This window comes from Nesterenkonia sp. CL21 (assembly GCF_031705515.1).
GTDB classification, from domain to species: Bacteria; Actinomycetota; Actinomycetes; order Actinomycetales; family Micrococcaceae; genus Nesterenkonia; species Nesterenkonia aethiopica.
Genome location: NZ_JAUTWR010000009.1, coordinates 95,124 through 118,971, shown reverse-complemented (window position 1 = coordinate 118,971; position 23,848 = coordinate 95,124). Strand labels below are relative to the sequence as shown.

Genomic DNA, 23,848 nt, shown 5'->3' with positions numbered 1-23,848 from the left:
ATCCATGACTGACATCATGCGCGACGTCGGCGCCGATTGTCTGCCCTCGGCGGGCGTGTCAGCGCGAAGACTTCAGGATGGTGAGCTCTTCGCGGTCGCTGTCGTCGGTCAGGTTGATGCCCTGCAGGTGTTTCGGAACCACCGAGACCGCCAGGAAGGACATCACGGCCAGGGCCGCGATATAGACGCCGATCAGCCAGGACTTGCCGGTGGTGTCCAGGATGGTCTGGGCGATCGTGGCGGCGAAGGCTCCACCGATGATCGAGCCGAGCGCATAGCCGATGGAGACCCCGGAGAAGCGGATGGCCACCGGGAACATCTCGGCGTAGAGGGCGGACTGCGGGCCGTAGGAGGGCCCGAGGCCCACGGTGAGCACGAAGATCGCCAGGGCGAACAGCGGCAGGGAGGCGGTGTCCAGCAGGAACCACATGGGCACCGCCCACACGATGATGATGCCGTAGCCGATCTGGAAGGTGCGCACCCGGCCGATGCGGTCGGAGACCCAGCCGCCGAAGAGGGTGAAGCAGAACCAGCCCACACCGCCGATGAGCGAGGCGATGAGCGTCTCGGTACGAGCCATACCCAGGTGGCTGACGCCGTAGGCGGCGAAGAAGGCGATGACCAGGTAGCCGGCGGCGTTGTTGGCGGCGAAGATCAGCGCGGCCAGGAAGGTGTACTTCTTATGAGTGGTCACCAGCTCCTTCAGCGGGGCCGAGGACTCCTTCTTCCGCTCCTTCATCTCGGTGAACACCGGGGACTCGTCGACCTTCACCCGGATCAGGTAGCCGACGATGATCAGCACGAAGGAGAACAGGAACGGCACGCGCCAGCCCCATTCGAGGAACTGCTCCTCGGTGGTGACGGCGTTGAGGCCGAACATGAACCCGGTGGCCAGCAGCATGCCCAGCGGGACGCCGATCTGCGGGTAGGCGCCGAAGAGGCCGCGCTTGTGGCGCGGGGCGTGCTCCACGGACAGCAGCGCGGCACCGCCCCACTCGCCTCCGGCGGAGAGTCCCTGCAGGATCCGCAGGAAGATCAGGATCATCGGCGCGGCGATGCCCAGGGTGGCGTAGGTGGGCAGCAGGCCGATGAGCACGGTCGCTCCGCCCATGCCCATCAGCGTGATGACCAGGACGATCTTGCGTCCGAACCTGTCCCCCAGCCAGCCGGCCAGGATGGCGCCGAGGGGTCGGAAGAGGAAGGAGATGCCGATGGAGGCCCAGGCGACGATCTGCGCCAACGCCTGGTTCTCCTGGCCGAGAGGCTCGAAGTACAGCACGGCGAGCACGAAGCCTGCCGCCTGCGCGTAGATGAAGAAGTCGTACCACTCGATGGTGGTGCCCACGAGCGTCCCGGCGAGGACCTTCTTCTCCTCGCGGGTCATCTCATGGCCTTCGGTGCTGAGATAGATCGTCTGGCTCATGTGCTCTCCGGGTGCGGTCGATGCGGACGGGCCGCCGGCAAAGGGGCCGGATCGTGTGATGCAGCTCACCTCTGCGACAGAATGTACCAGATTTATTGACCGAACGGTTGGTCAGTTCAAAAAGTCACCCAGACCCAGCACGTCGGCACCGCTGACGACGAGATGCAGACCGTGCTGGGCCGCTGAGGCAACATGACGGTGGGGCTACCAGGCGATGACGTGGGGCTGGGAGACTTCACGCAGCCCGTGGGTGCCGAACTCAAGACCGAACCCGGATTCCTTGGCCCCGCCGAAGGGGATCCGGGGATCGACCGCACCATGCTTGTTGATCCAGGTGGTACCGGCCTCCAGCCGGGCCGCCACCGCCCGGGCCCGGTCCAGGTCCGAGGACCAGACCGAGGAGCCCAGCCCGACCTCCAGAGCGTTGGCCGCGGTGATGGCCTGTTCCAGATCGGTGTAGCGGATGATCGGCAGCACCGGTCCGAACTGCTCCTCGACCACCAGTGGATTGTCTTCCTCGATGTCGGCCACCAGGGTGGTCGGGTAGAAATGTCCACCGCGCCCCGCGATGACCTCGGGGTCTGGGTCTCCTCCGATGAGGATCCTGGCCCCGGAGTCCTGGGCCGCGGTGACCAGCCGGTCCACGATCTCCCACTGGGCACGGTTCTGCACCGGGCCCAGCACATTGGCCTCATCGAGCCCGACTCCCATGGGCATCTGCCCGGCGATCGCCACCAGAGCGTCACAGACCTGGTCATAGAGGGCATCGGGGACATAGAGGCGTTTCATGGCCGCGCAGGTCTGCCCGGTGTTGATGAATGCCCCCCAGAAGAGGTCTTCGGCGATCGCGGTCGGGTCAGCGTCGTCCAGGACGATGCCGGCGTCGTTGCCGCCCAGTTCCATGGTCAGCCGCTTCACGGTCTCGGAGGCTGCGGCGATGATCTTCTTGCCCGTGGGGGTGGAGCCGGTGAACATGATCTTGGCGATGTCGGGGTGCCGAGTGAGTCGGTCCCCGATGTCTCCGCGCCCGGGCACGGCGATGAGCACATCAGAATCGAGCACCGTGTTGAGCACCTCGACCAGTCCCAGCACCGACAGCGGGGTGTATTCGGAGGGTTTGATCACCACGGTGTTGCCCATCCGCAGGGAAGGAGCGATCTGCCAGATGCTGATCATCATCGGCCAGTTCCACGGCCCGATCGCCCCGACCACACCCAGGGGGCGGTGGTACAGCTCGGCCCGGCCGGACTCGTCATCGACGATGACTTCCGGGCCCACCGGGAAGGACGCGGTGGCGCGCAGCCAGGCCACGCAGGCTCCGACCTCGAACCGGGCGTTGGGGCCGTTGAGGGGTTTGCCCTGTTCACGGGAGAGCAGCACTGCCAGTTCCTCGGCGTGGGCCTCGATCGCTTCAGCAGCCGCGTTGAGCCGTTCTGCCCGGTCAGCATCCGAGTGGGCGGCCCATCCGGGCTGAGCCGCTCGGGCCCGGGCCACCGCGGCATCGAGATCCTCCACGGTGGCCTCAGGGGCTCGACCGACCACCTCCCCGGTGGCCGGGTCCAGGATCTCCCGCCCACCAACAGCCGGCTGGATCCGCTCCAGCAGGGACACCTTCTGGGGCACGTTCTGCGTCGTCATCGCTGTGATTCCTCCTCCATCGTCAGGAATGCTTCATTCACTTCACTGTGCGCGACGGCTGCCGGGAAGGTGTTGTCTTCCCCTGCAGCCTTCTATGACGGGAGCGCGCCGTCTCCCCGGCCCGAGTCTCTCGCCGCAAGCCCAGATGCCAGCACATGGCCGCCAGCACCAGCAGGAGTTCCGCCGTCGCGAACCCGAGGGCGAGATGCATGAGCGGCTCGTGCAGCTCGGCCGGCCCGACGCCGCCGCCGTGGTGGGACACGTCCGCCTCGAGTTCTCCGGGGCTCCCCGCCTCAGCGCCGTTCGACCTCATCAGACCGAGATGCAGGATCAGCATCCCGGCATTCATGACGGCGATCATCGTCCAGGCGCGCAGGGACTCGCCCCGCCAGAGGTGGCCCGCGCACGGCAGGCACACCACGGCCATGGCAGCCATGACGAGACCCATCAGCAGTCCTCCATGGCCCAGCAGGACCAGGTGCACCACGCCGGAGAGCGCCGCACAGGTCGCCGCGGCACGACGCAGGACGACGGGCGCCATGGGCGTCACCTCTTCCCTGAATGCTGTGAACTGTGCCATATTTATTTTGAGCGTGCGCTCAACTATAAGGAGGAGTTCGATGACTGACAAGACCTCGGGCGATGCCGCCGCCCACCCGCTGACCCCTCTCTCCGCCGAGGAGATCTCCCGGATCCGCGCCGTGCTGGAGCACCATGACCTGCTGCCCGAGTCCGCGCGGGTGAGCTACCTGATGCTGCGTGAGCCGGAGAAGCAGAAGGTCCTGGCCTGGACGCCGGACCAGCGGCTCCCCCGCCAGGCCTCGCTCGTCGTCACCGACCTGGCCACCAACGCGGTCCGTGACGTCATCGTCGACCTGGACGGCGACACCATCGTCTCCGACCAGGCGGTCGACGTCGCAGAGCAGGGCACCGGCCCGATCTTCATGGAGGAGCTCTTCGGGGTCGACGACGTCCTCAAAGCCGACGCGCGCTACATCGAGGCCTTGGAGCACCGTGGCGTGACCGACCTCGAGAAGGTCGTCGTCATCGGCCTCTCCGCCGGCGTCTTCGGCTACGAGGATGAGCGCGGCCACCGCATCCTGCGCGCGCTCTCCTTCCGGCAGGACTACCCGACCGACTCCATCTGGGCCCACCCGATCGGCGGCATGGTCGCCCACATCGACATGACCGACCGGAAGGTCCTGCGCGTCGTGGAGACCGAGGTGACCCACGTGCCGGAAGAGTCCGGCGACTACCTGGACCCGGCCGTGCGCGGCGAGCTCCGCACCTCACTGAAACCCATCTCCATCACCCAGCCCGAGGGAGTCAGCTTCACACTGGAAGACGGCGTGCTGGAGTGGGAGAACTGGAGCGTCCGCTTGGGGTTCAACGGCCGGGAGGGCCTGACCCTGCATCAGCTCACCTTCTCCGACCAGGGACGCCGGCGCCCCATCATGTACCGCGGCTCCGTGGCGGAGATGGTGGTCAACTACGGGGACCCCTCCCCCACCAACGCCTGGCAGAACTACTACGACGTCGGCGAGTTCCAGTTCGGACGGCTCGCCAACGCTTTGGAGCTGGGCTGCGACTGCAAGGGGGAGATCACCTACGTGGACGCCGTCGTCGCCGATGACTTCGGGCGCCCGCAGACGTTGCCGAACGCCATCTGCCTCCACGAGGAGGACTACGGCATCCTGTGGAAGCACACCGACGACTTCTCCGGCAGCTCGGAGGTCCGCCGCCAGCGGCGCCTGGTCATCTCCTTCTTCGTCACCGTGGGCAACTACGACTACGGCTTCTACTGGCATCTGTACCTGGACGGGAAGATCGAGCTGGAGTCCAAAGCGACCGGCATCGTGTTCACCAACGCCCACCCCGGCGGCGACTACCCGTACTCCACCGAGATCGCCCCGGGGCTCGGCGCCCCGATCCACCAGCACCTGTTCTGCGCGCGGATGGACATGATGGTCGACGGCACCGCGAACGCGGTGGACGAGATCGACGTCGTCCGCGAGCCCACCTCGCAGAGCAATCCGTGGGGCAACGCGTTCAACCGCACGATCACCCGACTCCCCTCCGAACAGCAGGCGATCCGCGATGCGGACGGCTCCTCAGGTCGCCTCTGGCGCATCAGCAGCACCGAGGGCACCAACCGCCTGGGGCAGCCGACCGCCTACGTGCTCCACGCGGAGGATTCACCCACGCTGCTAGCGGCCGACGATTCCCCGATCCGGCGTCGCGCGGCCTTCGCCGCGCATCACCTGTGGGTGACCCGGTACGACGCCGAGGAGCTGTACCCCGCCGGCCGGCTCGTCAACCTCAACCCCGGCGACGACGGCCTCCCCCGGTATGCGGCGCAGGACCGAGCACTCGACGGGGAGGACGTGGTGCTCTGGCACACCTTCGGCCTCACCCATTTCCCCCGCACCGAGGACTGGCCGATCATGCCGGTGGACTACGCGGGATTCCGCATGACGCCGAACGGGTTCTTCGACCGCAACCCCACCCTGGACGTCCCGCCGGAGTCCGGTTGGCACTGTCAGGCCTCGGGCGCGCCGGAAGCCTCCCCCTCCGGCGCATCACCCCAGGACGACGGCGGCTGCCACTGCTGAGCCGCCTGCTCGGTCATCCAGGGGGCCAGGTGGTGGCGCACGATCTGCCAGAGCCTGGCCTCCTGGCCCAGGCGCGTGCCGAGCACTCGTTCGAACTGTGAGGCGGTGACCAGGTACAGCAGCGCATCGGCGATGTCCTCCACCGGCGCCTCCGGGTGCAGCTCCTCCGCATCGACCGCCTCCCTGAGGTATCCGGTCATCTGCTGACGCCATTGGTGCTCGACCGCGACCTGCAGGCTGCCCACACTGGGGTTCGCCGCGACGCGCCCCCAGAAGCTGACCACCACATAGGCCTCATCGCGGGGGACGCCGCCGATCGGCAGGACCTCTTCGAGCATGGCGCGCAGCGCGTCCAGCCCGGCGGAGTCGTCCACCCGCCGGGCGATGCGTGCGTCGGTGCGCTCGAAGATCATCTCGAAGGCCTGGGAGAGCACCTCGTCGAAGCCGGAGAAGTAGTGCCACAGGGACCCGACGGCGACGCCGAGCTCGGCGGCCAGGGCCCGCGTGGTGGCGGCCTCCATGCCGTCCCGGGCGGCGATCTTCAGGTAGGTGCGGACGATCTCTTCTCGGCGTGCGCGGCGGTCGACCTTCTTCGGCATGGGGCTGATTCTGCCGCATCGGACCATCCGGGACGGGGACGACGCCCGGACCACCCGTCACGCGTCGACCCCACACCTCCTCCGGCCCTCAGGCGAGGGGCGGCCCGCCGAGCGGAATCCCCCGGCGGAACACGTCCTGCGGGTCGTACCGGTCTTTGACCGCGCGGAGCCGCTCCACTGTGCCGGCGTCGAAGGCCTGCCGAGCGATCTGGATCTTCTCATGGCCCTCGACGAAGTTCAGATAGCCCGGCAGCGCCGCAAGCCGGGAGTCCACCCGCCGCCAGGTCTCGGAGAAGCGCCGTGCGAGCTCGGTGTCAGACTCCGGGCTGGTGATCAGTCCGACGAGTTCGAGCATCCGACCACCCTCTCGTGCGGCGAAGCTGACCTCCGGACGACGCCGGCTGATGGCACCTCCTGCGTGACGGGTCTCGGCGAACAGGACGGGGGACGCCGCGCCGCCCGCGACGACGGCGTCACGCATCGCCTCGAAGACCCCCCCGGTCCAGTCGGTCGAGCCACCGGCCGCTGCTGGCCGCCGGCAGGGGATCCACCGGATCCATGGAGATCTCGGCCGCCCGGGAGAACGGGATGCTGGCCCACGTGTCCATCAGGGGTCTGCGCCAGGCGCGCCATCGGTCGACGAGCCGTCGTCCCTCGCTGGGCCCCGCTTCCTCCGTGCCGGCGAAGCAGCCGCGGACGAGCACGAAGGTCTTCCCTCGCAGGGGCTCCGGGACGATCTCCAGCGGCGGGAACGCCGTGATGTTGAACGCGCTGGTGAGCTCCTCCGGGCAGCCCTCGGACCAGTCCACATAGCGGTCGAAGACCTGCTCCGCATCCTCCACGGGGTAGAACAGGTTCCCGGCGTAGACCATGTCGACCGGGACCAGGTCCACCGTCATCTCCACGACGACGCCGAGCCCGCTGCCTGCGGTGCCGCACAGCGCCCAGAACAGGTCAGGCTCGGCAGAGGGCGAGGTCGTCACGATCCGTCCCCCGGCGACCACGACGGTCAGGGAGCGGACGGCGTCGACGGCGAGCCCGTAATTCCGCGCGAGCCAGCCGAAGCCTCCCCCGAGGCTGAATCCGACGGTGCCGACATGCGGAGCCGAGCCGAGCAGCGGCGCGAGGCCGTACTGCTGTGCGGCCTCCAGAACGGGCGTCCACGTCGTGCCTCCACCGAGTGTGGCCTGCTGGGACTCGACATCGATGGCCACGCCGTCCAGCCCGCGCGTCAGGATGAGCAGCGTCTCGTCATCGGCCGGGATCGTCACACCGTGGCCGGTGTTCTGCACCGAGACGGCCAACCCGTGGGTCTCGGCGAAACGGACGGCGTGGGCGACGTCGCTGACGGTGGAGGCCGCCACGGCGATCCCCGGACGCTGGGTCCATGCCAGGTTCCATCCGGCACAGGCGCCGGAGTATGGCGGGTCGTGAGGGAGGAGAACGGCCCCGGTGCATGCCGTGCGGAGGGCGTCGACGCCCGGGAGGGAGGTCTGGATGGACATGATCGTCTCCTTGAGGATCTCCGCCGAGGCCGTTCATCGGGCGCCTGGGTCCTTCGGCAGTCCTCCGCGGGTCTCCAGCGTCCTGCGCGGAGGCTCCGCTCACCATCCCCCGGCCGGGGCATCTTCCGGTCCGACTCCCCCTCAACTGGGGGATCTTGGACAGGGGGGGACCCGCAACCGTTGACTCTGTCCCCGGGTGGGACGAGCATCAGGGTCATGGTGCCTTCAGGCTCGCCTCCGGTGATCCGGCGCCGACGGAGCAGGAGCGGCGCCGCCGGACGCGTCGCCGAGGTCTGCACCGATGCCGGGAGCACTGCCGAGCTCGTGGAGGGGCTGCGCGAACCGCTCCACGACGCCCTGGGGATGTCCGGGATGGTGCTCAGCGCCACTGACCCTGACACGCTCCTGTTCTCCACTGCTGCCGTGATCGAGGACCTCCCGGAGGAGATGTGCGCACCGTGGATGCACAACGAGTTCCTCGAGCAGGACTTCAACAAGTTCGCCGATCTGCATCGCACCGGGGCAGCCGCCTCGACGTTGCACCGCGTCACCCAGGGCCATCCGCAGCTGAGCCCTCGGCACGAACGCCTGTACCGGCCCTCGGGATTCGGCCCCGAACTGCGGACGACCTTCTCGATCAACGGGGCATGCTGGGGCATGGGCAGTTTCCTCCGAGAAGACCGTGAGGAGGATTTCGACGACGGAGCCCTGGCGTGGCTGGACCAGGTCCGTCCGCTGATCGCCGCCGGATTCCAGCGGTGCACGGTCTCGTCGGTGCGTGCCGAGGCCGAGGGCTGGGTCGCAGGCGTCGTCTCCCTCGATCCGCTCGGGCAGGTCGTGTCCATGACGGAGTCTGCCGCGCAGTGGCTCGGTGACCTGTGGGCTCATCCCATCCGTGCGGGTCAGCACACGGTGCTGCCGGGCGAGGCCTATATGGTCGCCACCCGGGCCCGGGCCCGGGCGGAGGACGCGGACGGCGGCCTGGCCCCGATGACGCGGCTGCATGGTCGGTCCGGACGCTGGCTGACGATCACGGGAGACTGCACGCTGGCCAGCGACGGGAGCCTCTCCGGAATCGTCCTGGTCATCGAGCCGTCTCGCCCCACGGATGTCATGCCGATGGTGGTCTCCGCCTATGGGCTCACGGCGCGGGAGCAGGAGGTGCTCGCCGAACTCTCCCAGGGGCGGCGCACCGCGGACATCGCGACCCGACTCTTCATCTCCGAGCACACGGTGCGCGACCACATCAAGTCGACCCTGGCCAAGACCTGCACCACCTCACGCGGCGAGCTGATGAGCATGCTGTTCCATCGGCACGCGCGCCCGATGACGCAGGTCACGCACTGCTGAGCGTGCACCGCGCCGGCCGCCGCGTCGGGCCGGGCGATCATCCCGCCAGAGACAGGGCGGGCGCCTGATGCCGCCGGCGGTAGGCGCTGGGCGACTCGCCGAACTCTGCCTTGAACACTCGGGAGAAGTGGGCAGCGTCATGGAGCCCCCATCGCCCGGCCACGGCTGAGATCGGGCGATCAGCCAGCAGCGGGTCGGCGAGATCCCGCCGGATGTGCTCCAGTCGCCGTGAGCGGATCCAGGCGGAGACGGTCTGACCCTCCGCGGAGAAGATGGTGTACAGGTGACGCACCGAGATGTAATGGGCTGCGGCGATCGAGGCCGGTGACAGGTCCTCGTCGCCCAGATGCCGCAGGATGTGCTCCCTGATCTCACGGCCCAGATGCCGGGACGAGGACGCCTCAGCGGCGTGACGCTCATCCAGCTCCTGGGAGAGCATGGTGACCATCAGGTCCAGCGCCAGATGCACCAGACGCGCCGAGTAGGTGCTGGAGAGCTGGTCGAGATCCCGCCCCAGCTCCATGAAGAACGGGTTGATCATGCGCCCGAACCCGCGATCCTGGGGAAAGCAGCTCGCCGTGACCTGGGCGACCTCCTCCGGCGCGAGGTCGACCATCTCCTGGGGGAAGATCATCACCATCGCCTGGCTCGGCTCCGCGAAATGCAGCCGGTAGGGCCTGTGCGTGTCATAGATGGCGAGGTCGCCCGGCCCGAGGCTCGCCCGACGCCCGTCCTGCTCCAGGATGCCGCGCCCGGCCAGCTGCAGGCTGATCTTGTAGAACCGGGCGTCGTCGGCGGAGATCAGCCCGGGGGTTCGGGTCACGCGGTGCGGCGTGGTGACCAGCTGGAAGAGCCCGACGTCGTCCACGGTGGAGCTGCGCAGGTGGCCACGGAAGGGAATGCCGCCTTCGGCCTGGATGTCCAGGGGCACCACCGAGGATCCGATGGCGGCCCGCCAGGAAGGCAGATCGAGGCCGGACCGGGGCAGGTCCAGGACTGCTCCGTTGTCACACTGCTGATTCATGGCCCCTCCTGGGACATCTGCGGGACACCTCTGATTCTTGAGCGATTGCTCAATAACGATGGCAGAAGGTGCCCACGTCATGACGACGACGTCTCCAGAAGTGTGACACCGCTCATATCCGATGGCAAGGTTCACCGCACCGCTCCCGGCACCGCCCACCGCACGGACCAGGACAACGTGTGTGCACGCTGACACAAGACGCGCCCCACCATGAGGCGGAGACTGAGGCCATCCACCCCAAGACCGCACGGAGCACATCATGAGCAGACACTCCCCCACCGCCCCGACGCCCACCCCCGACGACGTCCGCACCCCTGAGGAGACAGCCCTCGCCCGGCGGACGCTCGGCGTCCCAGCCCTGGTCTTCCTGATCATCGCCGCTTCCGCACCGCTGACCGTCCTGGCCGGCGGAGCCACCACCAGCTTCGCGGTCACCGGAGAGCTCGGCGTGCCGGTCGGCTATCTCCTGCTGGGCCTCGTCCTGATCTTCTTCGCCATCGGCTACGGCAGGATGAGCGCGCTGATCCAGAATGCGGGAGCCTTCTACGCCTATGTGGCCGCGGGGCTCGGCATCCGGGCGGGCATCGGCACCTCCTTCCTCGCACTGGTGACCTACAACGCCATGCAGATCGGCCTCTACGGGGTCTTCGGATTCACTGCATCCTCCGTCCTGGGAGAGCTCACCGGACTCGAGGCCCCCTGGTGGCTGTGCGCCCTGGCGGGATGGCTGATCGTCGGCGCGCTGGGAGTCAACACGGTGGACCTCAACGCCAAGGTGCTCGCCGTGATCGTGGCGCTCGAATTCGTCATCGTCATCGCCGTCAGCGCACTCTCCTTCTCCGTGGCACCTGAAGGCATCAGCGCGGAGGCTTTCCTCCCGGAGCACTGGCTGACCGGGAGCTTCGGGGCGCTGCTGGCCTTCGGCATCGCCGCCTTCATGGGCTTCGAGTCTGGCGCCATCTACTCCGAGGAGGCCAAGGACCCTCGGCGCTCCGTCGCCACGGCGACCTACATCGCCGTCGGCATCATCGCGGCGTTCTACGCCTTCTCGGCCTGGGCGTTCTCACTGGGCGTCGGAACCTCGCAGATGGTGGAGCAGTCACAACAGTGGGGGCCGGACCTGATGTTCGTCTTCCTGGGCCAGCATGTGCCGGCGATGGCCTCGAACATGGCGGCCCTGCTCTTCCTGACCAGCATCCTGGCCGCCATGATCGCCTTCCACAACGCCGCGGCCCGATACTTCTTCTCCATGGGCCGAGCCCGAGTCCTCCCCCAGGCGCTGGGGAGGACCGGACCCCGCAACGGCGCTCCCGTGGCCGGCTCGCTGGCGCAGTCGACGCTGGGCCTGATCTTCATCCTCCTCTTCGCCGTGGCCGGCGTCGGCTCGGATCTCGGCGTCCTGTACCCGGTGCTGACGATGTTCCCCTGGCTGACCAACGCCGCAGGGTTCGGCATGGTGATCCTGCTGTGCGTGACCTCCGTGGCGATCATGCGTCGCCTCGGCGAGGACCCCGACCAGCACCCGTTCTTCGTGCGCAGGGTGGCGCCGCTGGTCGCCGCGATCGGTTTCGGCATCATCGCGCTGCTCATCATGGCCAACTTCGACACCATGATCGAGGCCGACGGCTTCTCCGCCCTGGTGATCGTCATCCCGGGCACCATCGTCGCCTCCGGGGCGATCGGCCTCGCCTGGGCCTCGTATCTGCAGCGACGCCGGCCGGAGATCTACGAGCATGCGCGGCAGGCGAACATCGGCTGACGCCTCCTCCCGCCCCGCCCTGACCGCCAGCACAGACCTCTTGTGTCGCAGGACACGGATAATATACGATCCTCGATATGATCTGATGTCGGCATTCAGTGCCCGGCGCAGACCCGACGACGCCGCCACGCACGGCCCATGTACGGAGCGAAGGAGCTTCTTTGGACACCTCCAGCGACCTGGACACCCCCAGCACCTCGCAGGACCTCATGAGGGTCCACGCGGGCAAGGTCATCGCCGTCCACATCAGCTACGCCTCTCGGGCCGAGCAGCGCGGACGCCGCCCCGCGGCCCCGTCCTACTTCTTCAAGCCGGCCAGCTCACTGGCGCCGACCGAGGCCGCCGTCGAGCGCCCGGCCGGTACGGAGCTGCTGGGCTTCGAGGGGGAGATCGCCCTGGTCATCGGGCGCCGCGCCCGCCGCCTCGCCCGGGATGAGGCGTGGGCGCATGTCGGTTGGATCACCGCCGCCGACGACCTCGGCCTGTATGACCTGCGCGGCAACGACAAAGGCTCCAACGTCCGCAACAAGGGGCGGGACGGCTACACCCCGCTCGCCCCGCAGCTGATCCCCGCCGCCGACGTCGACCCCTCCGCCCTGCGCATCCGCACCTGGAAGAACGGCCACCTCGTCCAAGAGGACACGTCGGCCGGCATGATCTTCCCCCTCCCCCAGCTCGTGGCGGACCTCTCCCAGCATCTGACCTTGGAGCCCGGAGACATCATCCTCACCGGCACCCCCGCCGGCGCCTCGGTGGCTCAGCCCGGCGACGTCGTCGAGGTGGAGGTCGACGTCGTGGGAGACCCCGAGCAGGCCCCGCGCTCCAGCGGCCGACTGCGCACCCCGATCGTCGAAGGGCCCGGAGACTTCGATCCCGACCTCGGGAGCCTGCCGCGCGTGGACGACCTCCAGCGCGAGGAGGCCTGGGGATCGCGCCAGGCTGCCGGGCTGCCGGAGCACACCACCGGAGTCGCTGAGGCCCTGCGGGAGAAGCTGGAGTCTGCTCCGGTGGCGGGCCTGACCCAGGAGATGCGCCGCCGCGGCTACAACACCGTCACCATCGACGGTCTGCGCCCCACCCGTGCGGGACGGAAGATGGTCGGCACTGCACGCACTCTGCGCTTCATCCCGGCACGCGAAGACCTGTTCCGCAGCCACGGCGGCGGCTACAACGCGCAGAAACGCGTCTTCGACGACGTCGGCGCCGGTGAGGTGATCGTCATCGAGGCCCGCGGGGAGACCGGCTCAGGCACCCTGGGCGACATCCTCGCTCTACGCGCCCAGGCCCGCGGTGCCGCCGGTGTCGTCACCGACGGCGGGGTCCGGGACCACGCGACCGTCGCCGAGATCGACCTCCCCGTGTTCTGCCAGGGGCCCCACCCCGCCGTGCTCGGGCGCCGACATGTCCCCTGGGACGTGGACGTCACCATCGCCTGCGGCGGGGCCGCCGTCCAGCCCGGTGATGTCATCGTCGGCGACGACGACGGCGTCGTCGTCCTGCCCCCGGAGATCGCCGAGGAGGTCGCCGACGCCGCCCTGGCCAAGGAGGCCGAAGACGCTTGGGTCGCCGAGCAGGTCACCTCCGGCCACCCGGTGGACGGCCTGTTCCCCATGAACGCGCAGTGGCGGGCCCGCTACGAGGCCGAGACGGCCGGCGGGGCGACCGTGACGCAGGACCAGGCATGAGCACCCTGCGCATCGACGAGCAGGCCTCCAAGTCGGAGAAGACCTACCGCTGGATCCGGGAGCGCATCATCGCCCGGGACTTCAACCCGGGCTACCGCCTGGTGCTGGGCACCATCGCCAAGGAGCTCGGCGTCAGCACGGTCCCGGTCCGGGAGGCTGTGCGGCGCCTGGAGGCCGAGGGACTCGTCGAGTTCGAACGCAACATCGGCGCCCGGGTGGCCATGGTGGACCAGAGCGAGTACATCGACACCATGCAGACCCTCGGCGTGCTCGAGGGCGCGGCCACCTCGCTGTCCCTCGGACGCCTGACCGAGGCTGACATCGCCCGGGCCGAGTCCATCAACGAGCAGATGCGCGCGCTGCTGGACCACTTCGAGCCCACCGTGTTCACCGCGCTGAACGAGAAGTTCCACCGCGCCCTGGTGCACCGCTGCCCGAACCCGCACATCGCCGATCTGGTGGACCGCGGCTGGAACCGACTCTCCGGGCTGCGCAGCTCCACCTTCAGCTTCGTGCCGGAACGGGCCCCGCTCTCCGTGGCCGAGCACGAGGAGATCCTCGCGCTGATCCGGGCCCAGGCAGACCCGGTGGAGATCGAGATGGCGGTCCGCCGCCACAAATGGCGCACCGTGGAGGCCTACCGCAGCCACGAGCAGAACCTGACCCCTGACACCCCGCAGTGAGAGGACGCCCGATGAACTCCCTCGAGACCCAGACCTCGACCCCCGGCACCGACGCCGACGCCCACCGCCTGCCGGAGGATCTGCCGCAGAGCATCCAGCACTACATCGACGGCCAGTTCGTGGACTCCGCCGACGGCGACACCTTCGACGTGCTCGACCCGGTCACCAACGAGACCTACATCCAGGCCGCCTCCGGCAAGGCCGCCGACGTCGACCATGCCGTGGCCGCCGCACGGCGCGCCTTCACCGAAGGGCCCTGGCCGCGCATGCTCCCCCGCGAGCGCTCCCGGGTGCTGCACCGCATCGCGGACCTGGTGGAGACTCGCGGGGATCGGCTCGCCGAGCTGGAGTCCTTCGACTCCGGCCTGCCGATCACCCAGGCTCTCGGTCAGGCCCGCCGGGCCGCCGAGAACTTCCGGTTCTTCGCGGACCTGATCGTCGCGCAGGCCGACGACGTCTACAAGGTGCCCGGCCGGCAGGTGAACTATGTGAACCGCAAGCCCATCGGCGTCGCCGGTCTCATCACCCCCTGGAACACCCCGTTCATGCTGGAGAGCTGGAAGCTCGCCCCGGCCATCGCGGCCGGCAACACGGTGGTGCTCAAGCCGGCGGAGTTCACCCCGCTCTCCGCCGGCCTGTGGGCCGGCATCTTCGAGGAGGCCGGGCTGCCGCAGGGCGTGTTCAACCTGGTCAACGGCTTCGGTGAGCAGGCCGGCGACGCCCTGGTCAAGCACCCGGAGGTCCCGCTGATCTCCTTCACCGGCGAGTCCGCCACCGGTCAGCTGATCTTCGCCAACGCGGCCCCGTACCTGAAGGGCCTGTCCATGGAGCTGGGAGGGAAGTCCCCGGCGATCGTCTTCGACGACGCCGACCTGGAGGCCGCTGTCAACGCCACCATCTTCGGGGTGTTCTCCCTCAACGGGGAGCGCTGCACCGCCGGCTCGCGGATCCTCGTCCAGCGGGAGGTCTACGACGAGTTCGTGGAGCGCTACGCCGCCCAGGCGAAGCGGGTGAAGGTCGGGCTGCCGCACCAGAAGACCACCGAGGTGGGCGCCCTGGTGCACCCGGAGCACTACGAGAAGGTCATGAGCTACGTGGAGCTGGGCAAGACCGAGGGACGCCTGGTGGCCGGCGGCGGTCGCCCCGAGGGCTTCGAGACCGGGAACTTCGTCGCCCCCACCGTCTTCGCCGACGTGCCGCCCACTGCCCGGATCTTCCAGGAGGAGATCTTCGGGCCCGTCGTCGCCATCACCCCCTTCGACTCGGAGGAGGAGGCGCTCGCTCTGGCCAATGACACCCGCTACGGGCTGGCCGCCTACATCTGGACCAACGACCTCAAGCGGTCCCACAACATCGCCCAGGCCGTGGAGGCCGGCATGGTGTGGCTGAACTCCAACAACGTCCGAGACCTGCGCACCCCCTTCGGCGGGGTCAAGGCCTCCGGGCTCGGCCACGAGGGCGGGTACCGCTCCCTGGACTTCTACACGGACCAGCAGGCGGTCCACATCAACCTCGGTGAGGTCCACAACCCGGTCTTCGGCAAGGCCGACTGACCCCACCCTGCCCATCCCCTCTCACCCTCATCAGCAGCAAGGACGCTCAGCATGACAGACACGAACCCGAACCCCCTCCCGACGCCCTCCACTCCGCCGCCGGACATCCTGCGGTGCGCCTTCATGGAGCTGGTGGTCACCGATCTGCAGCGCTCCCGTGACTTCTACGTGGACGTGCTGGACCTGGTGGTCACCGAGGAGGACGAGGACGCCATCTACCTGCGCTCCATGGAGGAGTTCATCCACCACAACCTGATCCTCCGGAAGGGAGACGAGGCCGCCGTCGCCGCCTTCTCCTACCGGGTGCGCAGCCCGGAGGACCTGGACCGCGCCGAAGCCTTCTACCGGGAGCTGGGCTGCCCGGTGAAGAGGAACCCCGAGGGCTTCGTGAAGGGGCTGGGCGACTCGGTCAGGGTGCAGGACCCGCTGGGCTTCCCCTACGAGTTCTTCCACGAGGTGGAACATGTGGAGCGGCTCGCCTGGCGCTACGACCTCTACTCCCCCGGAGCGCTGGTCCGCATCGACCATTTCAACCAGGTCACCCCGGATGTGCCGCGGGCCGTGGGCTACATGGAGACCCTGGGCTTCCGCGTCACGGAGGACATCCAGGACGACGCCGGCACCACCTACGCCGCTTGGATGCGCCGCAAGCCCACGGTGCACGACACCGCCATGACCGGCGGGGCGGGCCCGCGGATGCACCACGTCGCCTTCGCCACCCATGAGAAGCACAACATCCTGGCCATCTGCGACAAGCTCGGTGCGCTGCGGCTCTCCGACCACATCGAGCGCGGCCCCGGCCGGCACGGCGTCTCCAACGCGTTCTACCTCTATCTGCGCGACCCCGATGGGCACCGCATCGAGGTCTACACCCAGGACTATTACACCGGCGACCCGGACAACCCGCGCGTGACCTGGGACGTCCACGACAACCAGCGCCGCGACTGGTGGGGCAACCCGGTGGTCCCCTCCTGGTACACCGATGCCTCCACCGTCCTCGACCTCGAGGGCCGTCCGGTGCCCACCACCGAGCGCACCGGCGACTCCGAGATGGAGGTCACCATCGGCGCCGACGGGTTCTCCTACACCCGCGCCGAAGAGGGCGAGGAGTCCATGCCCAGCTGGAAACAGGGCGAGTACAAGCTGGGCCACCAGCTCTGAGGGAGGAACCCATGCTCACCGAGACACAGATCGGCCAGATCGCCGACGAGCTCGCCGACGCCGAGCGGGACCGCACCATGGTGCCGCTGCTGACCGCCCGTCACCCGGAGATGACCGTGGAGGACTCCTACGCGGTCCAGAACGAGTGGCGGCGTCGCGGCATCGCCGCCGGGCGACGCCCCACAGGACGCAAGATCGGCCTGACCTCCAAGGTCATGCAGGCCGCCACCGGCATCACCGAACCCGACTACGGCACGATCTTCGCCGACATGGTCCATGAGACCGGTGCGGTGCTTCAGCACGGGGACTTCACCGGGGTCAGGGTGGAGGTGGAGCTCGCCTTCGTGCTCGGCCGCGACCTCGCCGGTGCAGGGCTGACCGGCCGTGAGACCACGATCTTCGACGTCCTGGACGCCACCGACTACGTGGTCCCCGCTGTCGAGATCCTCTCCAGCCGCATCGAGATGGAGGGGCGCACCATCGTGGACACCATCAGCGACAACGCCGCGATGGGTGCCATGGTCCACGGCGGACGGCCCGTGCGGCCCCACGACGTCGACCTCCGCTGGGTCTCCGCGCTGCTGTACCGCAACGAGACCATCGAGGAGTCCGGGGTGGCCGCCGCCGTGCTGGGCCACCCCGCCCGCGGGGTCGCCTGGCTGGCCGACCGGCTCGCCGGACACGGGGACCGGCTCGAGGCCGGAGAGATCATCCTGGCCGGGTCCTTCACCCGGCCCATGTGGGTCCACCCCGGCGACACCGTCCACTGCGACTACGGAGACCTGGGAGCCGTGACATGCCGATTCATCTGACCCCCACCTTCCGCGAGCGCCTCGCCGCGGCCGACCGGCCCCTGGTGGGCGGGTGGGTCTGCTCCGGATCCCCGGTGATGGCCGAGGTCATGGCCGGCGGCGGGCTCGACGTGCTGCTGATCGACATGGAGCACGCCCCCAACGGGCTGGAGTCCGTGCTGGCCCAGCTGCATGCCGCCTCCGGCTATGAGGTCACCCCGATCGTCCGGGTGCCCTCCGCGGACCCGGTGATCATCAAGCAGGTGCTGGACCTGGGAGCGCAGAACATCCTGGTGCCGATGGTCTCCACCGCGCAGGAGGCCCGCGACGTGGCAGCGGCCGCGCAGTACCCGCCGGCGGGCCGCCGCGGGATCGGCAGCGCCCTGGCCCGCTCCGGCCGGTGGAGCCGGGTTCCCGGGTATCTGGCCCGCGGCTCCGAGCATGTCTCGGTGTTCGTCCAGATCGAGACCGTCGAGGGCGTGGAGAACGCCGAGACGATCGCCGGCGTGGACGGCATCGACGGCATCTTCCTGGGACCCTCCGATCTGTCCGCCTCCCTGGGGCTGCTCGGCCAGCAGACCCACCCGGACGTCGTCGCCGCCGTCGAGCGGTCCTTCGCCGCCGGACGCGCCGCCGGAGTGCCGGTGGGCGTCAACGCCTTCGACCCGGACGTCGCCAGGGGCTACGTGGCCGCGGGCGCCGACTGGATCCTGGTGGGCGCCGACGTCTCCCTGGCCGCCCGCGGCGTCGAGCGTCTCGCCGCCGAGTTCATCCCGTCCTCACCCGCAGGAGCATGACGATGCAGTTTCACCACCATGGCTACGTGTCCACGGATCCGCGCGTCCTCCCCGCGGAGGGGATCGGCCTGGACCGTCCCGACGAGCTGCCTGACGAGATGGACGTGCTCATCGTGGGCACCGGACCGGCCGGCATGATCGCCGCCGCCCAGCTCTCGCGGTTCCCCGACGTCCACACCCGGATCATCGAACGCCGGCCGCAGCGGCTGGAGGTCGGCCAGGCCGACGGCATCCAGGCCCGCAGCGTGGAGACCTTCCAGGCCTTCGGCTTCGCCGAGGAGCTCTCCTGCGAGGCGTACCACATCACCGAGATGGCGTTCTGGAAGCCGGACACCGCGACCCCGGAGCACATCGTGCGCACCGCCCAGCCGGTGGACGACCCCCAGGACGTCAGCGAGTTCCCGCACCTGATCGTCAACCAGGCGCGCATCCTGGACCGCTTCGCCGAGTTCATGGAGCGCTCCCCCTCCCGGATGCGGCCCGACTACGGGATCGAGTTCCTGGACCTCACCGTGGAGGACTCCGGGACTCACCCGGTGGCGGTGCGGGTCCGGCACACGGCCGGCCCCCGCGAGGGCGAGGAGCGGGTGGTGCGCGCCAAGTACGTGCTCGGCGCCGACGGCGCCCGCAGCCGCGTGCGCGCCTCCATCGGCCGCAGCCTCGACGGCGACCAGGCGAACCACGCCTGGGGTGTGATGGACGTGCTGGCCCGCACCGACTTCCCCGACATCCGCCTCAAATGCGCGATCCAATCCCACTCCGGGGGCAGCATCCTGCTGATCCCTCGCGAGGGCGGGCACCTGTTCCGCATGTACGTGGACCTCGGAGAGGTCACCCCGGAGCGCAAGGCCCGCATCCGGGGGACCACCGTGGAGGAGATCGAGCAGAAGGCCAACGAGATCCTGCACCCCTACACCCTCGAGGTCCGGCATGTCGCCTGGCACAGCGTCTACGAGGTGGGCCACCGGCTCACGGAGAAGTTCGACGACGTCGACGACGCCTCCCGCAGCCCGCGGGTGTTCATCGCCGGCGACGCCTGCCACACGCATTCGGCGAAGGCAGGCCAGGGCATGAACGTCTCCATGCAGGACGGGTTCAACATCGGGTGGAAGCTGGGGCATGTGCTCACCGGGCGCAGCCCGGAGCAGCTGCTGAGCACCTACTCCGCGGAGCGTCAGGTCATCGCGCAGAACCTCATCGACTTCGACCGCGAGTGGTCCACGATGATGGCCAAGAAGCCGGAGGAGTTCGACGATCCCTCCGAGCTGGAGGACTTCTACGTCAAGACCGCGGAGTTCCCGGCCGGGTTCATGACGCAGTATGAGCCCTCGATGATCGTGGGCGCCGAGGAGCACCAGCAGCTGGCCTCCGGCTTCCCGGTGGGCAAGCGGTTCAAGTCCGCCCGTGTGGTGCGGGTCTGCGACACCAACCCGCTGCACCTGGGCCACCAGGCCGAGGCGGACGGCCGGTGGCGGATCTACGCCTTCGCCGACCGCCCTGCCGCCGGACAGCCCTCCGCGCTGACCGACTGGGCCCGGTGGCTGGCCGAGTCGCCGGACTCCCCGGTGGTGCGCTGCACTCCTGAGGGGGCGGACCTGGATGCGCTGTTCGACGTGAAGGTCGTCTACCAGCAGCGGCACACCGAGTTCGAGGTCACCGACGCCCCGCCGGTCTTCCTTCCCGAGGTGGGGCCGTACCGGCTGCTGCAGTACGAGAAGGTCTTCTCCGTGCTGGACGACGAGGACATCTTCGAGGCCCGCGGCATCTCCCGGGACGGCGCCGTCGTCGTGGTCCGTCCCGACCAGTACGTGGCCCATGTGCTGCCGCTGACGGACACCGCGGGGCTGGCGGCGTTCTTCGCGCAGAACACCCTGGACGCGCGGACGCGGGTACGCGCCTGAGGGGCGCCTTCCCCAGTGGCTCTGCGGTTCGGGCCCTTATGAAGACGAACATCGCGTCATAAGGGCCCGAACCGCGGAGGCAACTGCAGTGGCGGGTCTCAGCCCCGAGCGTCAGCGCCCCAGCACGGTCTGCAGGATGCTGCCAGCTGCGGCGTCGGCGTCGGCCAGGGTACGCGCCCCTGAGCGCGGATCCCCACCGGATTCGGCGGCGATGGCGGTGCCCCATTGCACGGAGCTCAACTGCAGCCCCAGCACGTAGACGCCGTCCAGGGGGTGTCCGGCGGCGTCGATGAGGCGGTGGGGCGTCTCGGTGACGTCGAAGCCCTTGCCGGCCCGAGCGGTCCCGGAGACGTCGACCAGCTCCTTGGCACGGGCAAGACCGTCCTTCAGCAGCCCGGCCACCAGGGGCGAGCGGGATAGCTGCACCCGGTTCGCCGGCATCATCGCCTCGATCAGCCAGCGGGCGCGGAACGACTCGGCGGCGACCCAAGGGGACTCGGCCGTGAAGGTCCGGCTCTCACGGTCGACGTCGTAGACGGGGTCCGGACCCAGGAAGTCGATCACACCGGCGCGGGTCAGGGCGGCGAGCTCCTCGATGCGCTGCAGCGGCGGGCCACTGGCCAGGCCCTCCACCAGAGACTCGAACCAGCCCTCGATGTCACCGACCTGACTGGCCGTGGACACACGCCCGTCGCTGATCAGCGCCTTGAGCTCCATCCGGGCCGCGTGCAGCGCCCCGATCGCCATCTTCACCGGGCTCGCCGCGCCGGCGGCAGAGGACGCCGCGTCATCCTCCAGGTAGGCGAGCATGTGGTCTCGGTGATGGTCGGCGGAGTCGAAGACGACGTCGTCGAAAGGTCTGCCCAGCGATCTGATGTCGAACCACAGCACATCCGGCGCGTGCTCGTGCAGCAGGTGCTGCCCCTGCACCGCCAGCACCTGTTCGCCGACTCCGGGGTCTTCCAGCAGCCGGTCGAACTCGTCCAGGAACGCCTCCGGCCGCGCCGGGAACAGCTCCGGGGACACGGCGGCCAGCGTCCGATAGTAGGTCCGCAGCACGTCCCGGTGGATGAGCGGCAACAGGTGCGCGGCGAAGTCCAGCACATCGTGCCGCCGTTCCGCCTCCTCGACGGCCTGCTCCGTGAAGTGGACCAGCCGGATGCCTGCCGGGACGAACCCGGCGGCGGTGGTCTTCGCCCGGTAGGGTGCGCCCCGGCGGGAACCGGCTATCAGGTGGGGCTCCTCCCCGCTGGGGTGGTACTCCAGACGGCGCCCCGGCGGGTTGTCCGGCAGATGGCGGAACCGGCCGCCGCGCCCGGCGGTGGCCTGGATCATCAGGTCGAAGAAGTTCAGGCCCATCCCCCGGACCAGCACGGCCTCCCCGGCCGGGATCGCGTCGACGTCGACATCGGTGGGGATGGCCGGCGGCGAATAGTGCAGGCCCAGGTCTACGGCGACGTCGGCGAGGTGCTGGGCGGAATCGGAGAGTCTCGCCGGCACATGCCCGAGCGCCAGTACGACGGCGTCCGCCGTCAGCTCGGTGCCGTCGTCGCAGCTGAGGCAGTAGCGCTGGTCGACGACGTCGTCGCCACCGTGCTGGCTCCCGCCCACCTGGCGAAGCCCTATGACCTGGGAGCGCCGAGACTCCACGGTGACGCCGTCGCGGGCAGACAGCAGTCCCATGGTCCGTTCATGGAGGTCGGCGAGGTACTGCCCGTAATCGGCGCGGGTGGGATAGTCGGCGTCACCGGTCTCCCCGGAGCGTTCTCGGCGCCATTGGGCGAAGCTCTGGGAGACCTCAGAGGGGGCGAGCCCCTGCTGGGTCTCCCCCGCCGGTGCCACGGTCGGGTAGCTGGCCGGGGTGTTCATCAGGTAGAGAGGCGACTGGTCCGGGTCCCAGACGCGACCCGGCCCGTGCGCAGCGGGGTCCAGGACCACGATGCGCAGTTCCGGTACGGGGTCGGGGATGTGGTCAAGGTGGGCCAGCAGGCGCTCCAGGAACGAGGTGCCGCGCGGGCCGGCCCCGACGACGGCGATGACGAGCTCCGTGGTGGCCGCCGCCTGTCCCTGGACCTCACTCATCGGCGGCCGCCTCCTGTCTGCTGATGCCCACGGCTGCTCTGACCAGGGTACTGCGCCGCCCAGCCAGGAGCGTCATGCCGCTTTTGTGCTCCGGCAAGGATTGCCGCTACCCTGGTACAGCGCCTGGACGAGGCATGGGCGATCCCCGTGGGGTCTCAGGCGCACAGGAGGCGTGCCGGAGCGGCCGAACGGACTTCACTGCTAATGAAGGGTCCGGTTAAACCCGGACCGGGGGTTCAAATCCCCCCGCCTCCGCCAGATGTGAGATGCCCCGCTCGGACTGATCCGAGCGGGGCATCGTCGTCTGCACCGCGCGCGTCGTCCGCCGCTGGACGTTCCGACGACCGCGTTCAGAGAATCTTCGGCTCAGCTCAGGCTCGCGCTCAAGAACGGGTCGTAGCGTAGGGAACGCCTCATGGAGGTGCGAGTGATTCGGACCCCCGGGCTGACCTTCTGCAGCGTCCCCCCTCAGCGCTGGTCAGCCCGGGGGTCTTCTCTGCGCACGGCCGCCTTCAGTCGTCTCGCCGTGACAGCAGCTCACGGACGCGATCTGTCACGGTGATCGCATAGCCGACGGCCTTGAGGCGGTCTGCCGTGACCGTCAGTCCGATGTCGCGGACGAACAGCGCCAGCTCGTCCCAGTCGTGTTCCTCGTCGGACACCGTCCCGTCGGCTCGCACCTCGGGGCCCGTGGTGACGCGTACTTCGTCGATCACGTCCTCGAGGCTCAGCCCTGTCGTCGGGTCCTCCTCCGGCGCCCTTCCGTCGGTGTACCTGATGGACGAGAGCGTGAATTCGAGGTCCCGCAGCAGTACAGGTCGCCCATCGTCCAGCTCCACGAACTCGGCGACGTCGAAACGGACCGAAGGATCTCCCACACGCGGCACCCGCTCCAGATCGCACACCGCCCCGAGGCCCACGACGACCTCATCGCCGGACAGGGCCGGCCGATCCAGGAGAGGCCTCGTCGGGCGCCCGAGGCCGTCAGGCAGGGGTGCGAAGTGCATGCGGTGGGGACCTCTCCGTGGGTTGAGTCGACCAGTGTGAGCCAGTCTTCCAGAACCCTCGGTCCCGGGACGGCACATGCTCACCGCCGGGACGAGGTCCGACGTCCAGACGATCCCCAGCTCAGCTCAGGCTCGTACTCAAGAACGGGCCGTAGCGTAGGGATCACCTCATGGAGGTGCGAGTGATTCGGACCCCCGGGTTGGCCTTCTGCAGCGTCCCCCCTCAGCGCTGGTCAGCCCGGGGGTCCTCTCTGTGCGGGATCCCCTCATCCGTCGTC

19 protein-coding genes and 1 tRNA gene are annotated in these 23,848 nt (G+C 69.0%); 11 read left to right on the top strand and 9 right to left on the bottom strand.

The genetic code is table 11. The annotated features are described in order from the left end of the window. Nucleotides 1-58: 58 nt before the first annotated feature. The 3 genes from Q7C18_RS13090 to Q7C18_RS13080 form a co-directional block, all read right to left on the bottom strand. Nucleotides 59-1,423 (bottom strand): MFS transporter, encoded by a 1,365-nt coding sequence (locus Q7C18_RS13090; protein WP_311025754.1) that lies wholly within the window; start codon nucleotides 1,421-1,423, stop codon nucleotides 59-61. Between the two features lie 204 nt (nucleotides 1,424-1,627). Further along, a complete protein-coding gene (locus Q7C18_RS13085) occupies nucleotides 1,628-3,061 on the bottom strand; it encodes an aldehyde dehydrogenase family protein (protein WP_311025753.1) in 1,434 nt (477 codons plus the stop codon). 37 nt (nucleotides 3,062-3,098) lie between these two features. Continuing rightward, the gene (locus Q7C18_RS13080; protein WP_311025752.1) at nucleotides 3,099-3,602 is read right to left on the bottom strand and encodes a hypothetical protein; all 504 of its coding nucleotides are present in this window, start codon (nucleotides 3,600-3,602) and stop codon (nucleotides 3,099-3,101) included. 79 nt (nucleotides 3,603-3,681) lie between these two features. On the opposite strand from Q7C18_RS13080, the gene Q7C18_RS13075 reads away from it, so the two are divergent. Continuing rightward, nucleotides 3,682-5,673 carry a primary-amine oxidase gene (locus Q7C18_RS13075; protein ID WP_311025751.1) on the top strand — a complete coding sequence of 664 codons (1,992 nt, stop codon included), beginning with the start codon at nucleotides 3,682-3,684 and terminating at the stop codon, nucleotides 5,671-5,673. Here the strand turns inward: Q7C18_RS13075 and Q7C18_RS13070 are convergent. The 3 genes from Q7C18_RS13070 to Q7C18_RS13060 form a co-directional block, all read right to left on the bottom strand. Further along, nucleotides 5,601-6,272, bottom strand: coding sequence for a TetR family transcriptional regulator C-terminal domain-containing protein (locus Q7C18_RS13070; RefSeq protein WP_311025750.1), 672 nt, complete (start codon nucleotides 6,270-6,272; stop codon nucleotides 5,601-5,603). The two genes, Q7C18_RS13075 and Q7C18_RS13070, sit on opposite strands and share 73 nt — an antisense overlap. Before the next feature lie 88 nt (nucleotides 6,273-6,360). Beyond that, complete coding sequence (locus Q7C18_RS13065; protein ID WP_311025749.1) at nucleotides 6,361-6,753, bottom strand: BBE domain-containing protein; 393 nt, start codon at nucleotides 6,751-6,753, stop codon at nucleotides 6,361-6,363. Next, complete coding sequence (locus Q7C18_RS13060) at nucleotides 6,746-7,777, bottom strand: FAD-binding oxidoreductase (RefSeq protein ID WP_311025748.1); 1,032 nt, start codon at nucleotides 7,775-7,777, stop codon at nucleotides 6,746-6,748. The genes Q7C18_RS13065 and Q7C18_RS13060 overlap by 8 nt, the downstream gene beginning before the upstream one ends. Nucleotides 7,778-7,993: 216 nt before the next feature. Here Q7C18_RS13060 and Q7C18_RS13055 point away from each other — a divergent pair, with 216 nt between their 5' ends. Then, nucleotides 7,994-9,127 (top strand): helix-turn-helix transcriptional regulator, encoded by a 1,134-nt coding sequence (locus Q7C18_RS13055; RefSeq protein WP_311025747.1) that lies wholly within the window; start codon nucleotides 7,994-7,996, stop codon nucleotides 9,125-9,127. A gap of 37 nt (nucleotides 9,128-9,164) precedes the next feature. On the opposite strand, the gene Q7C18_RS13050 is transcribed toward Q7C18_RS13055, so the two are convergent. Continuing rightward, entirely contained in the window at nucleotides 9,165-10,151 is a 987-nt protein-coding gene (locus Q7C18_RS13050) for a helix-turn-helix domain-containing protein (RefSeq protein WP_070158926.1), read from the bottom strand. A 259-nt stretch (nucleotides 10,152-10,410) separates the two neighbouring features. On the opposite strand from Q7C18_RS13050, the gene Q7C18_RS13045 reads away from it, so the two are divergent. From Q7C18_RS13045 to Q7C18_RS13010, 8 genes are all read left to right on the top strand, one after another. Further along, entirely contained in the window at nucleotides 10,411-11,910 is a 1,500-nt protein-coding gene (locus Q7C18_RS13045; RefSeq protein WP_311025746.1) for an APC family permease, read from the top strand. Nucleotides 11,911-12,119: 209 nt separating this feature from the next. Beyond that, nucleotides 12,120-13,595 (top strand): fumarylacetoacetate hydrolase family protein, encoded by a 1,476-nt coding sequence (locus Q7C18_RS13040; RefSeq protein ID WP_311025784.1) that lies wholly within the window; start codon nucleotides 12,120-12,122, stop codon nucleotides 13,593-13,595. After that, on the top strand, nucleotides 13,592-14,278 hold the full coding sequence (locus tag Q7C18_RS13035) for a GntR family transcriptional regulator (RefSeq protein WP_070158925.1): 687 nt from the start codon (nucleotides 13,592-13,594) through the stop codon (nucleotides 14,276-14,278). The genes Q7C18_RS13040 and Q7C18_RS13035 overlap by 4 nt, the downstream gene beginning before the upstream one ends. An 11-nt stretch (nucleotides 14,279-14,289) precedes the next feature. After that, a complete protein-coding gene (gene hpaE, locus Q7C18_RS13030) occupies nucleotides 14,290-15,831 on the top strand; it encodes a 5-carboxymethyl-2-hydroxymuconate semialdehyde dehydrogenase (protein WP_311025745.1) in 1,542 nt (513 codons plus the stop codon). Between the two features lie 51 nt (nucleotides 15,832-15,882). Then, a complete protein-coding gene (hpaD, locus tag Q7C18_RS13025; protein ID WP_311025744.1) occupies nucleotides 15,883-16,992 on the top strand; it encodes a 3,4-dihydroxyphenylacetate 2,3-dioxygenase in 1,110 nt (369 codons plus the stop codon). Nucleotides 16,993-17,003: 11 nt separating this feature from the next. Further along, nucleotides 17,004-17,804, top strand: coding sequence for a fumarylacetoacetate hydrolase family protein (locus tag Q7C18_RS13020; RefSeq protein WP_085437393.1), 801 nt, complete (start codon nucleotides 17,004-17,006; stop codon nucleotides 17,802-17,804). Then, nucleotides 17,789-18,580, top strand: coding sequence for an HpcH/HpaI aldolase/citrate lyase family protein (locus tag Q7C18_RS13015; RefSeq protein ID WP_311025743.1), 792 nt, complete (start codon nucleotides 17,789-17,791; stop codon nucleotides 18,578-18,580). The genes Q7C18_RS13020 and Q7C18_RS13015 overlap by 16 nt, the downstream gene beginning before the upstream one ends. Nucleotides 18,581-18,582: 2 nt before the next feature. Beyond that, nucleotides 18,583-20,481: an FAD-binding monooxygenase gene (locus tag Q7C18_RS13010; RefSeq protein WP_311025742.1), complete on the top strand. Its 1,899-nt coding sequence runs from the start codon at nucleotides 18,583-18,585 to the stop codon at nucleotides 20,479-20,481. A gap of 111 nt (nucleotides 20,482-20,592) precedes the next feature. Here Q7C18_RS13010 and Q7C18_RS13005 read toward each other — a convergent pair whose 3' ends face one another. Then, complete coding sequence (locus tag Q7C18_RS13005; protein ID WP_311025741.1) at nucleotides 20,593-22,563, bottom strand: FAD/NAD(P)-binding protein; 1,971 nt, start codon at nucleotides 22,561-22,563, stop codon at nucleotides 20,593-20,595. A 166-nt stretch (nucleotides 22,564-22,729) separates the two neighbouring features. Between Q7C18_RS13005 and Q7C18_RS13000 the strand changes: the two genes are divergently transcribed. After that, nucleotides 22,730-22,821, top strand: a tRNA-Ser gene (locus Q7C18_RS13000). 254 nt (nucleotides 22,822-23,075) lie between these two features. Here Q7C18_RS13000 and Q7C18_RS12995 read toward each other — a convergent pair. Next, nucleotides 23,076-23,570: a hypothetical protein gene (locus Q7C18_RS12995; RefSeq protein WP_311025740.1), complete on the bottom strand. Its 495-nt coding sequence runs from the start codon at nucleotides 23,568-23,570 to the stop codon at nucleotides 23,076-23,078. Nucleotides 23,571-23,848: the final 278 nt, after the last annotated feature.

Bases quoted from the DNA above. Each gene is read 5' to 3' on its own strand.
- Q7C18_RS13045 (WP_311025746.1), top strand. From the start codon at position 10,411: ATGAGCAGACACTCCCCCACCGCCCCGACGCCCACCCCCGACGACGTC.
- hpaE (WP_311025745.1), top strand. From the start codon at position 14,290: ATGAACTCCCTCGAGACCCAGACCTCGACCCCCGGCACCGACGCCGAC.
- Q7C18_RS13035 (WP_070158925.1), top strand. From the start codon at position 13,592: ATGAGCACCCTGCGCATCGACGAGCAGGCCTCCAAGTCGGAGAAGACC.
- Q7C18_RS13060 (WP_311025748.1), bottom strand. From the start codon at position 7,777: ATGTCCATCCAGACCTCCCTCCCGGGCGTCGACGCCCTCCGCACGGCA.
- Q7C18_RS13065 (WP_311025749.1), bottom strand. From the start codon at position 6,753: ATGCGTGACGCCGTCGTCGCGGGCGGCGCGGCGTCCCCCGTCCTGTTC.
- Q7C18_RS13080 (WP_311025752.1), bottom strand. From the start codon at position 3,602: ATGGCGCCCGTCGTCCTGCGTCGTGCCGCGGCGACCTGTGCGGCGCTC.
- Q7C18_RS13020 (WP_085437393.1), top strand. From the start codon at position 17,004: ATGCTCACCGAGACACAGATCGGCCAGATCGCCGACGAGCTCGCCGAC.
- Q7C18_RS13085 (WP_311025753.1), bottom strand. From the start codon at position 3,061: ATGACGACGCAGAACGTGCCCCAGAAGGTGTCCCTGCTGGAGCGGATC.
- Q7C18_RS13050 (WP_070158926.1), bottom strand. From the start codon at position 10,151: ATGAATCAGCAGTGTGACAACGGAGCAGTCCTGGACCTGCCCCGGTCC.
- Q7C18_RS13040 (WP_311025784.1), top strand. From the start codon at position 12,120: ATGAGGGTCCACGCGGGCAAGGTCATCGCCGTCCACATCAGCTACGCC.
- Q7C18_RS13010 (WP_311025742.1), top strand. From the start codon at position 18,583: ATGCAGTTTCACCACCATGGCTACGTGTCCACGGATCCGCGCGTCCTC.
- Q7C18_RS12995 (WP_311025740.1), bottom strand. From the start codon at position 23,570: ATGCACTTCGCACCCCTGCCTGACGGCCTCGGGCGCCCGACGAGGCCT.
- Q7C18_RS13070 (WP_311025750.1), bottom strand. From the start codon at position 6,272: ATGCCGAAGAAGGTCGACCGCCGCGCACGCCGAGAAGAGATCGTCCGC.
- Q7C18_RS13015 (WP_311025743.1), top strand. From the start codon at position 17,789: ATGCCGATTCATCTGACCCCCACCTTCCGCGAGCGCCTCGCCGCGGCC.
- Q7C18_RS13075 (WP_311025751.1), top strand. From the start codon at position 3,682: ATGACTGACAAGACCTCGGGCGATGCCGCCGCCCACCCGCTGACCCCT.
- Q7C18_RS13090 (WP_311025754.1), bottom strand. From the start codon at position 1,423: ATGAGCCAGACGATCTATCTCAGCACCGAAGGCCATGAGATGACCCGC.
- Q7C18_RS13055 (WP_311025747.1), top strand. From the start codon at position 7,994: ATGGTGCCTTCAGGCTCGCCTCCGGTGATCCGGCGCCGACGGAGCAGG.
- hpaD (WP_311025744.1), top strand. From the start codon at position 15,883: ATGACAGACACGAACCCGAACCCCCTCCCGACGCCCTCCACTCCGCCG.
- Q7C18_RS13005 (WP_311025741.1), bottom strand. From the start codon at position 22,563: ATGAGTGAGGTCCAGGGACAGGCGGCGGCCACCACGGAGCTCGTCATC.